General features: G+C 62.4%; 10 protein-coding genes. 4 read left to right on the forward strand and 6 right to left on the reverse strand.

Going from position 1 to position 13,296, the window contains the following annotated elements:
* Positions 1-25: 25 nt before the first annotated feature.
* From BMX57_RS07620 to pnp, 4 genes are all read left to right on the forward strand, one after another.
* A complete protein-coding gene (locus BMX57_RS07620) occupies positions 26-547 on the forward strand; it encodes a DUF1643 domain-containing protein (RefSeq protein ID WP_092364608.1) in 522 nt (173 codons plus the stop codon).
* A gap of 82 nt (positions 548-629) precedes the next feature.
* Positions 630-1,598 carry a calcium-binding protein gene (locus BMX57_RS07625; protein WP_092364610.1) on the forward strand — a complete coding sequence of 323 codons (969 nt, stop codon included), beginning with the start codon at positions 630-632 and terminating at the stop codon, positions 1,596-1,598.
* A 190-nt stretch (positions 1,599-1,788) separates the two neighbouring features.
* Complete coding sequence (gene rpsO / locus BMX57_RS07630; protein ID WP_092364613.1) at positions 1,789-2,058, forward strand: 30S ribosomal protein S15; 270 nt, start codon at positions 1,789-1,791, stop codon at positions 2,056-2,058.
* Positions 2,059-2,317: 259 nt separating this feature from the next.
* Positions 2,318-4,468, forward strand: a complete 2,151-nt coding sequence (gene pnp / locus BMX57_RS07635; protein WP_092364616.1) for a polyribonucleotide nucleotidyltransferase — start codon at positions 2,318-2,320, stop codon at positions 4,466-4,468.
* Between the two features lie 78 nt (positions 4,469-4,546).
* Here pnp and BMX57_RS07640 read toward each other — a convergent pair whose 3' ends face one another.
* The 6 genes from BMX57_RS07640 to BMX57_RS07665 form a co-directional block, all read right to left on the reverse strand.
* Positions 4,547-5,695 (reverse strand): FkbM family methyltransferase, encoded by a 1,149-nt coding sequence (locus tag BMX57_RS07640; RefSeq protein ID WP_092364619.1) that lies wholly within the window; start codon positions 5,693-5,695, stop codon positions 4,547-4,549.
* Between the two features lie 156 nt (positions 5,696-5,851).
* Positions 5,852-6,991, reverse strand: a complete 1,140-nt coding sequence (locus tag BMX57_RS07645) for an SAM-dependent methyltransferase (protein WP_218142421.1) — start codon at positions 6,989-6,991, stop codon at positions 5,852-5,854.
* Between the two features lie 32 nt (positions 6,992-7,023).
* On the reverse strand, positions 7,024-8,478 hold the full coding sequence (locus BMX57_RS07650; protein ID WP_092364622.1) for a glycosyltransferase family 4 protein: 1,455 nt from the start codon (positions 8,476-8,478) through the stop codon (positions 7,024-7,026).
* Between the two features lie 82 nt (positions 8,479-8,560).
* The gene (locus tag BMX57_RS07655) at positions 8,561-10,387 is read right to left on the reverse strand and encodes an ABC transporter ATP-binding protein (RefSeq protein ID WP_092364625.1); all 1,827 of its coding nucleotides are present in this window, start codon (positions 10,385-10,387) and stop codon (positions 8,561-8,563) included.
* A 126-nt stretch (positions 10,388-10,513) separates the two neighbouring features.
* Positions 10,514-11,713, reverse strand: a complete 1,200-nt coding sequence (locus tag BMX57_RS07660) for a glycosyltransferase family 4 protein (RefSeq protein WP_229724212.1) — start codon at positions 11,711-11,713, stop codon at positions 10,514-10,516.
* Positions 11,714-11,840: 127 nt separating this feature from the next.
* Positions 11,841-13,262 carry a mannose-1-phosphate guanylyltransferase/mannose-6-phosphate isomerase gene (locus BMX57_RS07665; RefSeq protein WP_092364631.1) on the reverse strand — a complete coding sequence of 474 codons (1,422 nt, stop codon included), beginning with the start codon at positions 13,260-13,262 and terminating at the stop codon, positions 11,841-11,843.
* Between the last annotated feature and the right edge of the window lie 34 nt (positions 13,263-13,296).

Consider the following 13,296-nt stretch of genomic DNA (forward strand, 5'->3'; position numbering starts at 1 on the left):
CGGCCCACTGCGCTAGAGAACCCCGATGATCACCCGCAGCCACACCAAGGGCGACGCGCCCTCGACCGCCGTCTATTCGGACTGCGAACGCTACCGCTACAGCCTCACGCGGATCTGGGATCCCGACGGGTCGCGGGCGCTCTTCGTGATGCTGAACCCCTCGACCGCAACCGAGGTCCAGAACGACCCCACCGTCGAGCGCTGCGAGCGGCGCGCGCGGGCGCTGGGGTTCGGCGGCTTCCAGGTCGCCAACATCTTCGCCTGGCGCGAAACCGACCCGCGCAAGATGCGCGCGGCCGCCGACCCCGTGGGTCCCGAGAACGACGCCGCGATCCTGCAAGGTGCGGCCTGGGCCGACCGGATCGTCGCCGCCTGGGGCAGCCACGGCAGCCATCTGGACCGGGGCCCCGCCGTCGAGCAGCTGTTGCGCCGGGCCGGCCGGCCATTGTTCCATCTCGGCCTGACCAAGGCCGGGCATCCGCGGCATCCGCTCTATATATCCTATGCCCGTCAACCCGAGCTCTGGACGCCGGAAACGACATCTTAACCATTGTATCGCAATCCTTTTGACCGAAACGCCCGGCCGTCCGACACTGCGAGCCCGACCGGTGGCGTACGGAGTTGGACCGATGTTCTTGTTAGCGGGCTTGATGGGGCTCATGGCCGCCAGCGGCATGGCCCTCATGGCGACCTCGGGCGATCCCGAGGACGCCGCGGACGATGCGATGCTGCCCGATGAATCTGAACCGACCGGATCCGGCGATCTGGCGGCAGAGGAGGCCGGGGCAGATGACGATCCCACGGCCGTGGCGGCGGCGCAGATCCTCTGGGGCGGCTCCGCGCCGGACGCAATCGGCGGCAGCACCGGCAACGACCAGATCAACGGCTATTCCGGCGCCGATACGCTGACGGGCGGCGCCGGCGATGACGGGCTGCACGGGGCGGCGGGGGCCGACACCCTGGCCGGCGGCGAGGGTCGGGACAACCTGCATGGCGGCGACGGCGGTGACCTGCTGGACGGCGGCGGCGGCGCCGACACGCTGTTCGGCCATTCCGGCGCCGATACGCTGCATGGCGGAAGCGGGGAGGACACCCTGCATGGCGGCCAACAGGATGACAGCCTGACCGGCGGGTCCGATGCCGATGCCCTGCATGGCGGTCACGGCAACGACAGCCTGGCGGGCGGCCAGGGCGCTGACAGCCTGTTCGGCGGTGCCGGTGACGACTTGCTCGATGGCCGCGACGACAGGGACGATCCCGATGGCCAGGACTATCTCAATGGTGGTCAGGGCGCAGACACTCTGCTGGCCGGGCCGGGCGACATCGTGACCGGGGGCGATGGCGGCGACGCGATCCATGTGGACAGCGGGGCCGGCGCGGACAACCCGGTCGAGATCATGGATTTCGACCCGACCGAGGACCAGTTGATGCTGCTCTGGGACCGCGACGGCACTCCCGAGATCGGCATCGAAACAGATCCCGACACGCCGGGTCTGACCCGCATCACGATGGATGGAGAGGAGATCGTGCGGCTGCGTTGCGAAACGCCGATCGACCTGTCCCATATCGCCATCCTGGACCCCGACGCGGCGGCCTGAAGATCACCGCGGGGCCGATACAACGGTCGCACCGGTCCTTTTTGCTTTGCCATTTCCCCGCAAACCCCATATACGCCCGCATCTGCAAGGGAATCGCCCGACCGGGTGCCTTGCAAACACCTCTCCATGGGCCTGCGCTGGACGACATCCCGGCCTGCGCCATTCACTCGAACCTGTAAAGGAGACCCCGATGTCGATCACCGCCGAAGACAAGGCACGCGTGTTGAAGGAATACGGAACCAAGGAAGGCGACACCGGCTCGCCCGAAGTCCAGGTTGCCATCCTGTCCACCCGCATCGCCAACCTGACCGAGCATTTCAAGACCCACAAGAAGGACAACCACGGCCGCCGTGGCCTTCTGAAGCTGGTCGCCCAGCGCCGCAAGCTGCTGGACTATCTCAAGACCAATGACGAAGGCCGCTATCGCGACCTGATCAAGCGTCTGGGTCTGCGCCGCTAAGGCGCCGGAATTCGACGAAAACGCCCGCTCGACCGAGCGGGCGTTTTTTTGTGCGACGGCCGGCAGCGCGCCCCTGCCGACCGCGCCCCGGTTTTCCTTCCAATCCGACGGGAATTCCTGTAAGGCCGCAGAATCTGAGACGTGGTGCCCGGACCCCGGCACCGTGAGAAGAAGATGGAAGGGGTCGGCGGCAATGGGGCCGCCATTCAAACGGGAGACCCGGGATGGGCCCGGGAGAGCTCCCTTACAGGATGCATACATGTTTGACGTAACGACGAAATCGATGCAGTGGGGCGAAGAAACGCTCACACTGGAAACGGGCAAGGTTGCCCGTCAGGCCGATGGCTCTGTCATCGCAACGCTGGGCGAAACCTCGGTCATGGCCAACGTGACCTTCGCCCGCCAGCAGAAACCCGGTCAGGACTTCTTTCCGCTGACCGTCCACTACCAGGAAAAGTATTATGCCGCGGGCAAGGTGCCCGGCGGCTTCTTCAAGCGCGAGGCGCGTCCGACCGAGAAGGAAACGCTGACCGCGCGCCTGATCGACCGCCCGATACGCCCGCTTTTTGCACCCGGCTTCAAGAACGAAGTGCTGGTGATGTGCACCGTGCTGAGCCACGACCTGGTCAATGACCCGGACATGGTGGCGATGATCGCGGCCAGTGCCGCACTGACCCTGTCGGGCGCGCCCTTCATGGGCCCGATCGCCGGCTGCCGCGTCGGTTACGAGGATGGCGACTACATCCTGAACCCGACCGTGGACGACATGCAGGACCTGCGCCTGAACCCCGAACAGCGCCTGGACCTGGTCGTCGCCGGCACCAAGGACGCGGTGATGATGGTCGAGTCGGAAGCCTATGAGCTGTCCGAGGCCGAGATGCTGGGCGCGGTCAAGTTCGCCCACGAGCAGATCCAGCCGGTGATCGACCTGATCATCTCGCTGGCCGAATCCGCCGCCAAGGAACCGTTCGACTTCACGCCGCCGGACTATTCCGACCTGTTCGAGGCGGTGAAGGCCGCAGGCGATGCAGAGATGCGCGCCGCCTTCGCCATCACCGACAAGCAGGAGCGCACCGCCGCGGTCTCCGCCGCGCGCGAGACCGTCAAGGCCGCTCTGACCGAAGAGCAGCTGGAAGACCCCAATCTCGGCTCGGCGCTGAAAAAGCTCGAGGCCGGCATCCTGCGCGGCGACGTGGTCAAGGGCGGCAAGCGGATCGACGGACGCTCGACCACCGATGTCCGCCCGATCGTCTGCGAGACCGGCCTGCTGCCGCGCACCCACGGCTCGGCGCTGTTCACCCGGGGCGAAACCCAGGGCCTGGTCGTGACCACCCTGGGCACCGGCGATGACGAACAGTTCATCGATGCGCTGCACGGCAATTTCAAATCCAACTTCCTGCTGCATTACAATTTCCCGCCCTATTCGGTCGGCGAAGTTGGCCGCGTGGGGCCTCCGGGCCGTCGCGAAGTGGGCCACGGCAAGCTGGCCTGGCGCGCGCTGCAGGCGGTTCTGCCGGCACCGACCGACTTCCCCTACACCATCCGCCTGGTCTCCGAGATCACCGAGTCGAACGGCTCGTCCTCGATGGCCTCGGTCTGCGGCGGGTCGCTGTCGATGATGGATGCGGGCGTGCCGCTGAAAAGCGCGGTGGCCGGCGTGGCCATGGGCCTGATCCTGGAAGATGATGGCTCCTATGCGATCCTCACCGACATTCTGGGCGACGAGGATCACCTGGGCGATATGGATTTCAAGGTCGCCGGCACCGAGAACGGCATCACCTCGCTGCAGATGGACATCAAGGTCGCGGGCATCACCCCCGAGATCATGGAAAAGGCGCTGTCGCAGGCCAAGGACGGCCGGATGCACATCCTGGGCGAGATGAACAAGGCCATCTCGGGCGCGGGCGACTTCTCGGTCCACGCGCCGCGCATCGAGACGATGCAGATCCCGACCGACAAGATCCGCGAAGTGATCGGCTCGGGCGGCAAGGTGATCCGCGAGATCGTCGAAGTGTCGGGTGCCAAGGTCGACATCAACGACGACGGCATCATCAAGATCGCCTCGCCGAATGGCGACGCCATCCAGAAGGCCTATGACATGATCCATTCGATCGTGGCCGAGCCGGAAGAGGGCCAGATCTATACCGGCAAGGTCGTGAAGATCGTCGATTTCGGCGCCTTCGTGAACTTCTTCGGCAAGCGCGACGGGCTGGTGCATGTCAGCCAGATCGAGAACCGCCGCCTGAACCACCCCTCGGACGTCCTCAAAGAGGGCCAGGAGGTCAAGGTCAAGCTGCTGGGCTTCGACGACCGCGGCAAGGTGCGCCTGTCGATGAAGATGGTCGACCAGGAAACCGGCGAAGAGATGGCGCCGGAGAAGAAAGAGAAGAAGGAAGAAGCCGCCGACTGACGGCGGCCCGAGAAAAAACACCAAGGCCCGCGCACAACGCGCGGGCCTTTTTCATTCCGGTAATTGGTCGGGCGCGAGCTACGTTTCGAGTTTCATGAAGATGTCGACATACTCGCCCGACAACAGTTGGTCCCGGGTCGCCGACTGGATCTCGCCTTGGTGGGTTACGATGGAAATCCTGAAACCGTCCGCTTCGAGCATGTCCAGGAACTCTGCACCCGACATCTGCTCACGAAAGAAATCCGGCGCAAATTCCATGAAGATCTCGACCTGCGGCATCGCCAGGAGGATATCCCTTGCACCCTTGTAGATCAGAGGCTCGGCGCCCTCGGCATCGATCTTGACGACATCGAATTTTCGGTCTCCCGTCAAATCGCCCAAAGGAGCGCCCGGAACTTCGATGATGTCGTAGGTTTCTCCATACTGGCTGAAATCCACGTCATCCCGCAGGTAGGTCGCACTGCCCTTGAACTTCTTCGGGATTGCGAACTTGATGTCGCCGGGCACTTCCATCACGGCCGCGTTTATCACCTTGGAGTAACTGAGGTGACCGTTGACGCTGGTGGATTTCTGCACCAGCTCGCACATGCGGGGGTTGGCATCGATTGCCGTCACGCTGCCCTTTGCGCCCACGGCTCGGGCGGCCAGCAATGTATAGTAGCCGCAGTTGGCACCGATATCGAGCACGTGCATCCCTGCGCTTATCCGGCTCAGAAACGCTTTGGTAATCCACTGCTCCCAAAAACCGTCGATGACCAGATGCGGTGTCAGGCTGATGTCGTCACCGTCCAGAAAGATCTTCTGGTTGTCATAGAGAGTTCCCAGGACAGTGCCATTGCCCAGATAGCAGCCCGTTTGTCGCGAGCCGGCAGCATCGCCCGTGGATTGCGTGCCCTGGAAGGCATCACCGAAGCCCCGCAGATGCTTTTTTTGATCCGGCGACATTGCCGGTGCGCCGACCTGTTCGCCAACCAGAATGATGAATACCTCGTTCGCAAAACTCGGTCGGCCGAGCATCAGAGCCAAGGCCAGGTAGGACCTGTCGATTTCCTTCGCCATACCTTTGTGCAGGATCAAGACGTCGCCAGCGCCGAAATCGCCTGAGACGCTGCCATATCCGACGAAAGAACCTGTCACCGACCCTGACATTTCCTGCGGGCCACAAATCCGACGCTGTTTCGAATAGGATTTCACCTGATCTGCGGCCGCCTGCCAATAGCTGTCCATTGGTCGTCCCCCTCGGTTCTTGGGCCCGTTCGGCCCGTGTGAATTGATCTTGGGTTCTCTATTGGATCCACGGGGGCAAGGGAAGGGATTTGGCCCCGGCGCGGCCGTGCCGGAGTCGGAATGTGGCCGTCAAACAAGGCGGGCCGAGCGAAAGGGTCAGCCTGCCTTTGTAATCGTCAACCCGATGCAGGTCGCCGGGAATCCGTCGATGCTGATTTTCAGATGGCCGGGGTGAAAGGCGTGTCCGGAACCCGAAACAAGGCTGTCTTTCAGGCAGTTGTCAAAATCGAAGGGTGGCAGATCGATAAAGGCGTCCAGAGGTTTGCAGCCGACATCGAAACTGAGAGGGGCCACATCATGTCCATCCGCCCTCAGGGTCGCTGCCAGTTCCTCGATATGCCTTCTCAGAAACAGGACGGTCGGCCAGTTGTCGATCGTACGCTCGGTTTCCGAATAGTTGAACTCGGTCGTATGGACGGCAACGCCGCCCGGCTTGAGCGTGTCCAGGCTGTTCCTTACGAAATCCAACCCGTTGCTTATGGATCCAAGATGTTCCAGCGCACAAACCGACCAGCAGAAATCGTGCTTGCCGCTCATGTCGGCGGGAATCGCGTTCATGTCCACGTATTCCAGCGTTGCCAGCGTGTCGAATTGTGTGCGATCCACGAGATTGGGATAGAACGAGGAATCCAGACCTTCCGTATGTTGCCCGGATTCCACCCACCCCTTGCCTTGAACAACCTCCGGGTGCAGGTCGGTGATCGTGACCGAGATGCCCAGGTTGGTCAGGTAGGATGGCAGCGGCTCTTGTCCGCAACCGAATCCGACGGCATGCATTCCGTCGCGCAGTTTTCCTGCAAGCGACAGGTTCTGCAGAATATATGCGAATTCCCAGAGTTTGCGGTGCGGAATGGGCGCTGTCTGAATCTGGTGGGCCCAGTACCGAAACCAAGCGCTTTCGACGTCCCGCTGAGTCGAACAGCCCGACCACATCTTGCCGTCGACCGGCGCCTTCGGGATCTCGGACTGCATCACCGAGTCGAACACCTGGGCTCCGATGGCGTATCCATGCTGTTTCACCGACCATTTGATCGCGTTGAGATCCTTCAACACGTTCCACAGGTCGTTGATGTTGGGTTGCTGGCGAGAGTTCGTGAGCTCGGTCAGCTTGCCGAACTCCCGCCCAACAAGATAACGGATGTCCTTGATCCTGTTGCCCTCCACCTTCGCGTCAGCGTTGTGATGAGAACAGTGCTTCGGACCTGCGCGAATGACAAGGGGCGCGCCTTCAGCCACCTGCGACCGGGTGCCAGACCGGCAAGAACGTGCTAGCTGTTGCCGCCGGCTCCATTGCCGATGGCCTCGACAAGCTCGGCGGCCACGTCGTCCCAGCTGCGCAAGTGAGCCGCGGCAATCCTTTGTTCGATCTCTCGCCGGTGCTGCGGCTCGCCGATCAGGCGGCTGCATGCCTCAGCGATGCTGTCCACGGATCGCGGATCGCAGTATTCGACCAGATCGCCGCCAACCTCGGGCAGTGACGTGGCCTTGCCGACGACGCTGGTCTTGCCATAACTGAGCGCCTCGCCCACCGGCAAACCCCAGCCTTCGTAAAGACTGACCAGGATCGAGAATTCGCAGTGGCGATAGAGGAAATCCAGCTCGGCGTCAGTCGGACTGTGGATTTGCTCGATCCACCCCTTCAGAAAGCCGGTTCCGCGCGCGAAATTTTCGAAATCCTCGTTCAACCACCCGGGCCGGCCGACCAATACGAGGCGCGGTATCGTCGGGCCGTGAATCTCGAGCAGTTTTTCCCACGCAAGGGCCATGCGCCAGATATTCTTGCGGGTCTCCAACGTGCCGACAAACAACACGTAGGGTTTGGTCGTAATGGCACGGATACGCGCATCCAGATCCATCATCTCGGCCATCTTCGGGAAGGCGCTGGCTTCAACCTTGCCTTGTGCGGCCACGTGCGCGGTGTCCTGACCGACGCCTTCCTGCGCAAGAGGGACCGCGACCGAGGGCCGGTCGATACCGTGGGCGTTCAGGAAGTGGTCGAGATCCTGTTTGCTCTTCTCCGAGTTCGTCAGATACCCCGACGCGTATTCCGGTGTTTCCAGCAGCCAGTTGTAGAACACGAGCGGTGAGCTCTGCGGGACAAGCTCGGGTGCCATGATCGGTATCAGGTCGTGAATCATGATGCGGACATCCACGCCGGCCTGCTTGGCTTTCAGGAACGCGGCCTTTGTGCGTGCCTCCGTCCAAGAGCTGTCGAGTATGACAAGGTGATCCCCGGGGTTGGAAATGTCGCCGAACGACAGTCTTCGGGCCTGCGCGGTCACCGGGGAAGCTGCGTCGGGCTCCGGCGGCCGTCTCAGAGATCTCCATTCGCCGGAATCCACCGAGTACTTTCGGAAGGCCGCTTGATTCCCCAGCGCCGCGGCAATATCCAGCTTTGTGCGGTGGAAAAAATACTTGAGCGGCCTGTTTCTGTATCGGCTCAGCGGTTTGAGATCGCGACCGTGGCGACCGCCAACGCCCAGAACCGACGCCAGCTTGTGCGGGTCGCGGATCGTCTCGGCGCCGATCTCCTTGACCGAAACCGCCTGATAGGCCCCGGTCGCCTTGTTGATGAAGGAAAGGTACACCTTGTCGGGACCAACCCTGCCGGAAACCCGAAGCACCAGCATCACGAGAACCCGCTGAATCCCGGTAAAGTGAGTGACCCGGCGCAAATGCGCCAACAAGCTACTGATGTCGAAGAAGTAGAGCGGCTCGCGCATTCGGACTCCTCGCTGCCTGTGCCTTCGGTCGAATAGCCGAAAGCCGTTGCCATGGACAGGTCAAATCGGAGCCCGCCACCGATCAGGATTGCTGGCGGACCGCATGCTGCTGGCTTGCCAGGCTTCCGCTCTTGAACTGCTGATCGAACAGGCGGCGAAATGTGCCGTCCATTGCCAGCAGATCATTCAAGGTGCCCTTCTCGACGACTTCTCCTGCCTGCACGACAAGGATCTCGTCGGCCTCAAGCACCGTGGACAGGCGGTGGGCGATCACGATTGTGGTGACATCTTCGGTCAACACGTCCAGGGCGTTCTTGACCAGCGTTTCGGATTCGGCATCCAGCGCGCTTGTCGCCTCGTCCAGCAGCAGCACCTCGGCCTGCCTCAGAATGGCGCGGGTAATCGCGATCCGCTGTTTCTGCCCCCCGGACAGGAAGGTTCCATTCTCGCCGACCTGCGTGTCGTAGCCGTGGGGCAACTGCATGATGAAGTCATGCGCATGAGCGGCCTTGGCCGCCGCAAAGACCTCTTCATCGGTCGCCTCTGGCGCCGAGCAGCGGAGGTTGTCGATGACGCTGGTCGAAAACAGGAACGTGTCCTGCCCGACATAAGAGATCTTGCGGCGCAGCGAACTGAAGCTGACGTCGCGAAGATCCTGCCCATCGATCAGGACACTGCCCTGTTCGGGGTCGTAGAAACGCATGATCAGGCCGAAAATCGTCGATTTCCCGCCACCGGACTGGCCGACAAGCGCGGTCGTCTTGCCGGGCTTGAACTCCAGGCTCATGTTCTTGATCACCGGTGTCTCGCCGCCATAGCCGAAGGACACATCCTCGAACAGGATCTCTCCCGGGCCGGACTTCAGCTCGTCGGCATCCTCGCGTTCCAGCATCGGTTCGTCCTGGTCCAGCAGGTCGAACATCATCTTGACGCCGACCATGAAGGTCTCGATCGACACGCGCATGCGCGACAGGCGCTTCGCCGGCTCATAGGCCATCAGGAGCGCCGTCACGAAGGACATCAACTGCCCGGCCGTCGGAGGCGTGCTGCCGGCGATGCTGATGGTGCTGATGATCAGAACCCCGGCCACGGCAAGCCCCGCCAGGAATTCCATCAAGGGGCTTGCGATCGATTGCAGCCGGGCGATGTCGTTCGAACGCTGCTCGACCTGCTTGATGGCCGAACTCATCCGGTTGGTCATCCGGTCTTCCAGGGCAAAGACCTTGATGACCTTGATGCCGGCCGAGGTCTCCTGCATGACCTTGATGATCTCGGCGAGCGAGGCGATTTCGGCCTCCATTATACGCCTGACACTCTTGAGCAGGTAACGCACACCCAGGATCGCCACCGGGCCGACGACGAAGAACATGATCGACATGAACGGTTGCTGATAGATCATCACGGCAACCAGTCCGACCAGCGTCAACGCATCCCGAACGAAGGAGGTGACCAGCAGGTCGATCAGGTTCCGGGCCGACTGCGCGCCATGGGTTACACGCATCAACAGATCCGACGACTCGGTCGTGCTGAAGAACGCGACACCGCGTTTCAACAGTTTTCGGTACAGCCGGTCTTGCTGGGTGGCGACGATCCGGTTGCCCGCCCGCACCAGGAACACCGACTGCACGTAAGAGGCGACCGACTTCAAACTGAACAGCAGAACCACCGCACCTGCGATCAGGTAGACCTGGCTGCGCGAGTCCGGGCTGGTCATGGCGTCGACGATCTTTTCCATGATCCAGGCCGTGCCAGCCGAGGTGGCGGCCACGATGACCATCGCGAACATCGCAACGGCATACATTGGCCCTTGCGCGCGAAAGCTCTCGCCGACCAGACGACCCATGTAGCCGGATCGCCAGCGGGTCCACATGCGTTGGATCGCCCAGCCCTTGGAACTATCAGTTTGCATTCGCTTCCTAACTCTCAGAGCGCCTACTTAAGCGATGTGTCGCGCAAATAAAAGTGAACGCAGCGGCACCGGTCCGCGCCACGCAGGTCCTGCTCGATGATACTGGCCGTTTTCCGCCGTCAGGTTTCAGTCCAAGCCGTCGAGGGCCGCCTGAAGGTCCTCGGCGACATTCGACCAGGTGCGCAGATGCGGCTTGGCTTCCGCGATCCGGGCGCGCAGCTGCTTGCCGAAATCGGGCCGGGTCATCAGGTTGTTCACATGGTCGGCCAATTCTTCCGGCCGGTCAGGGTCGAAATAGAGCCCTAGGTCACCGCACACCTCCCGCAGCACGGGTGCGGTGGAACAGATCGCCGGCGTCCCGAGCCAAAGCGCCTCGCCCGCGGGCAGGCCCCACCCTTCCATTCGGCTCGCCAATACCAGGGCCACGGCGCCCTCGTACAGCTTGACCAAATCAGTCTGATTGGGGTTCTCGCGGAACACGACATGGTCACGGATTGCGTCGCCGTGACCGGATTGCAGATACTTGTCGGTCTTTTTGCGCCGCGCCCCGGCCAGGACCAGGGTCGGAACCGGCCGGCCCTGACCCTTGAGCAGTCGCAGCGCTTCGAAAACGGCTTCAAGGTTCTTTCGCCCCAGGCTGGACCCCACGACCAGGATATACGGCTCGTCGGGAACGGTTTGCTCCGGCGGCTCGATGCCTTCAGGGCATTCGTGCACAAGCGGAACGGCGAATACCTCGGAAACCGGCGGCAGGATACCCTTTTGGGAGAATGCCAGGATCTCGTCGCGGGTGAATTCCGAATTCGCCAGAATCGCCTTGGCCCGCCCGGCGACGACCTGGTTGTCACCGATGAAATTTCTGGGAAAGCTGGCCAGCTGATGCTCGAAATCATGCAGCGGGATCATGTCGTGCAGCAGCGGAACGACCTCGAACTTCGTGCCTCTGCGATCCAGCGCACCGATCATGTCGACGATCAGCTTCGGGCGGCCGCAAGAGACCAGCGTCTTTCCGTTCATGTCGATCGGCTTCAGGTCGACCCCGGCCTCCTGCCAGGCGCGTCGGTTCCTGCGATCAACAATCGGGCGGATCGGAACCAGCAGAAGATCCCTCAGCACGGATTTCGTGTGGAAGTGCGACCTGACCCTGAGCTGGCGAATTCCGGACGGAACGTTGAGGTCGACGCTGCCGTCATCGCGCAGCTTCGGGAATACTTCGAACAGTTCACCGTGACCCTGCGAGAATACGGCGAACCGGACCGAAGGGTCTCGCTTGCGCAATTCTGCACCGATTTCGGCCACGACCCGGGCGATTCCGTAGTACCGCAATCGCCCCGTCGACGCCAAAAGCACCTCCGTCAAGTCGTATACAACCTGCCGTTTCAATACCGTGCCACCTTCATTAGATCTTCACCGACAAGGCGCCGCTTGCCTGGCCCGGGGTCAGCGAGTTGGATCAGGTCCGCGAATAGACGTCTTCGTAGCGAATGATGTCATCTTCGCCCAGATAGCTGCCGGTCTGGACCTCGATCAGAACCATCGGCACCTTCCCGGGGTTCTCCATCCGGTGAACCGCGCCCAGCGGGATATAGACCGATTGGTTCTCGGTGATCAGCTTGACCTCGTCATCCACCGTGATCCTGGCGGTGCCTTCCACGACGATCCAATGCTCGGACCTGTGGTGGTGCGACTGCAGCGACAGCGCCGCACCCGGATGCACGTGGATGCGCTTGACCTGAAAGCGGTCGCCGATGACCAGGCTCTCGAACCAGCCCCAGGGCCGGTGGTCCAGGGGAAACGCCTCGGCCTGCTTGGCCCCCTTCGCCTTGAGGGCCGCGACCGCGGTCTTGACGTCTTGCGTCCGGCTGGCATCGGCCACCAGAACCGCATCCGGCATGGCCACCGCGACGACATTCTGCAATCCGATGCCAACGATCTCCATCCGGCTGTCCTCGGAGCGCAGCAGGCTGTCCCTGCAGTCGATTGCCGTGGCGCTGCCATGGGCAACAACCCCGTCGTCATCGGGCCCCGACTCGCGCCAGACTGCATCCCAACCGCCCAGATCGGACCAACCGCTGGCATAGGGAATGACCGTCAGGTTTCCGGCCCGCTCCATCACCGCATAGTCGATCGAGATATCCTCGGCCCCGGCCCATGCCGCGGGATCCAACCGCAGGAAACCCAGATCCGGCTGGCCCTTGTCGATTGCGGCCTGCACCGGCGCGATCAGGTCGGAGCAATGCTGCCGGAACGCATCAAGGATGGCCCGCACGGAGAACAGGAAGACACCGGAGTTCCAGAGGAAGTTGCCGGACGCGAGCATCTTGTCCGCGGTGGCAATGTCGGGCTTTTCCACGAAACGCTTCAGCGGAATGGCGCGCGGCGTGAAATCGCCGGGGTCACCGTCAAGCTCGAGATAACCATAGCCGGTTTCGGGTCGGCCAGGCTTGATGCCGAACGTCACCAGATCGCCGTCCCGGGCGGCTTTTTCGCCTTCGGCGACGGCAGCCCGGAAGGCGTCGGCGTCCGGCACCACGTGATCGGAAGGCGCGACCAGCATCATGCCATCGGGGTCGGATTTCTCCAGCCACAACGCGGCTGCCAGCACCGCAGGCGCGGTATTGCGCCCTTCGGGCTCGATCACGATGGCGCCCGGATCGATACCGATCGCCGCCAGCTGCTCGGTCACGATGAACCGAAAATCCGAAGCCGTGAGAACCAGCGGCGCGGCGAATTCCGGCCCCCGCAGACGTTCCGCCGAAGCCTGGAAGAGCGTCTTGTCACCGACAAGTTGCGCGAATTGCTTGGGATAGCTTTTTCGGGACAGCGGCCAGAGACGCGTTCCGCTGCCACCGCAAAGAAGAACCGGGGTGATCATTCCGCAACCTATCAATTGTGAATTTTCAATTTCG

This window comes from Cribrihabitans marinus (genome assembly GCF_900109035.1).
Taxonomy (GTDB): Bacteria; Pseudomonadota; Alphaproteobacteria; order Rhodobacterales; family Rhodobacteraceae; genus Cribrihabitans; species Cribrihabitans marinus.

What these genes read in the sequence shown, in the direction of transcription:
- BMX57_RS07620 (WP_092364608.1), top strand. Translation starts at nt 26, where the DNA reads ATGATCACCCGCAGCCACACCAAGGGCGACGCGCCCTCGACCGCCGTC.
- BMX57_RS07625 (WP_092364610.1), top strand. Translation starts at nt 630, where the DNA reads ATGTTCTTGTTAGCGGGCTTGATGGGGCTCATGGCCGCCAGCGGCATG.
- rpsO (WP_092364613.1), top strand. Translation starts at nt 1,789, where the DNA reads ATGTCGATCACCGCCGAAGACAAGGCACGCGTGTTGAAGGAATACGGA.
- pnp (WP_092364616.1), top strand. Translation starts at nt 2,318, where the DNA reads ATGTTTGACGTAACGACGAAATCGATGCAGTGGGGCGAAGAAACGCTC.
- BMX57_RS07640 (WP_092364619.1), bottom strand. Translation starts at nt 5,695, where the DNA reads ATGGACAGCTATTGGCAGGCGGCCGCAGATCAGGTGAAATCCTATTCG.
- BMX57_RS07650 (WP_092364622.1), bottom strand. Translation starts at nt 8,478, where the DNA reads ATGCGCGAGCCGCTCTACTTCTTCGACATCAGTAGCTTGTTGGCGCAT.
- BMX57_RS07655 (WP_092364625.1), bottom strand. Translation starts at nt 10,387, where the DNA reads ATGCAAACTGATAGTTCCAAGGGCTGGGCGATCCAACGCATGTGGACC.
- BMX57_RS07665 (WP_092364631.1), bottom strand. Translation starts at nt 13,262, where the DNA reads ATGATCACCCCGGTTCTTCTTTGCGGTGGCAGCGGAACGCGTCTCTGG.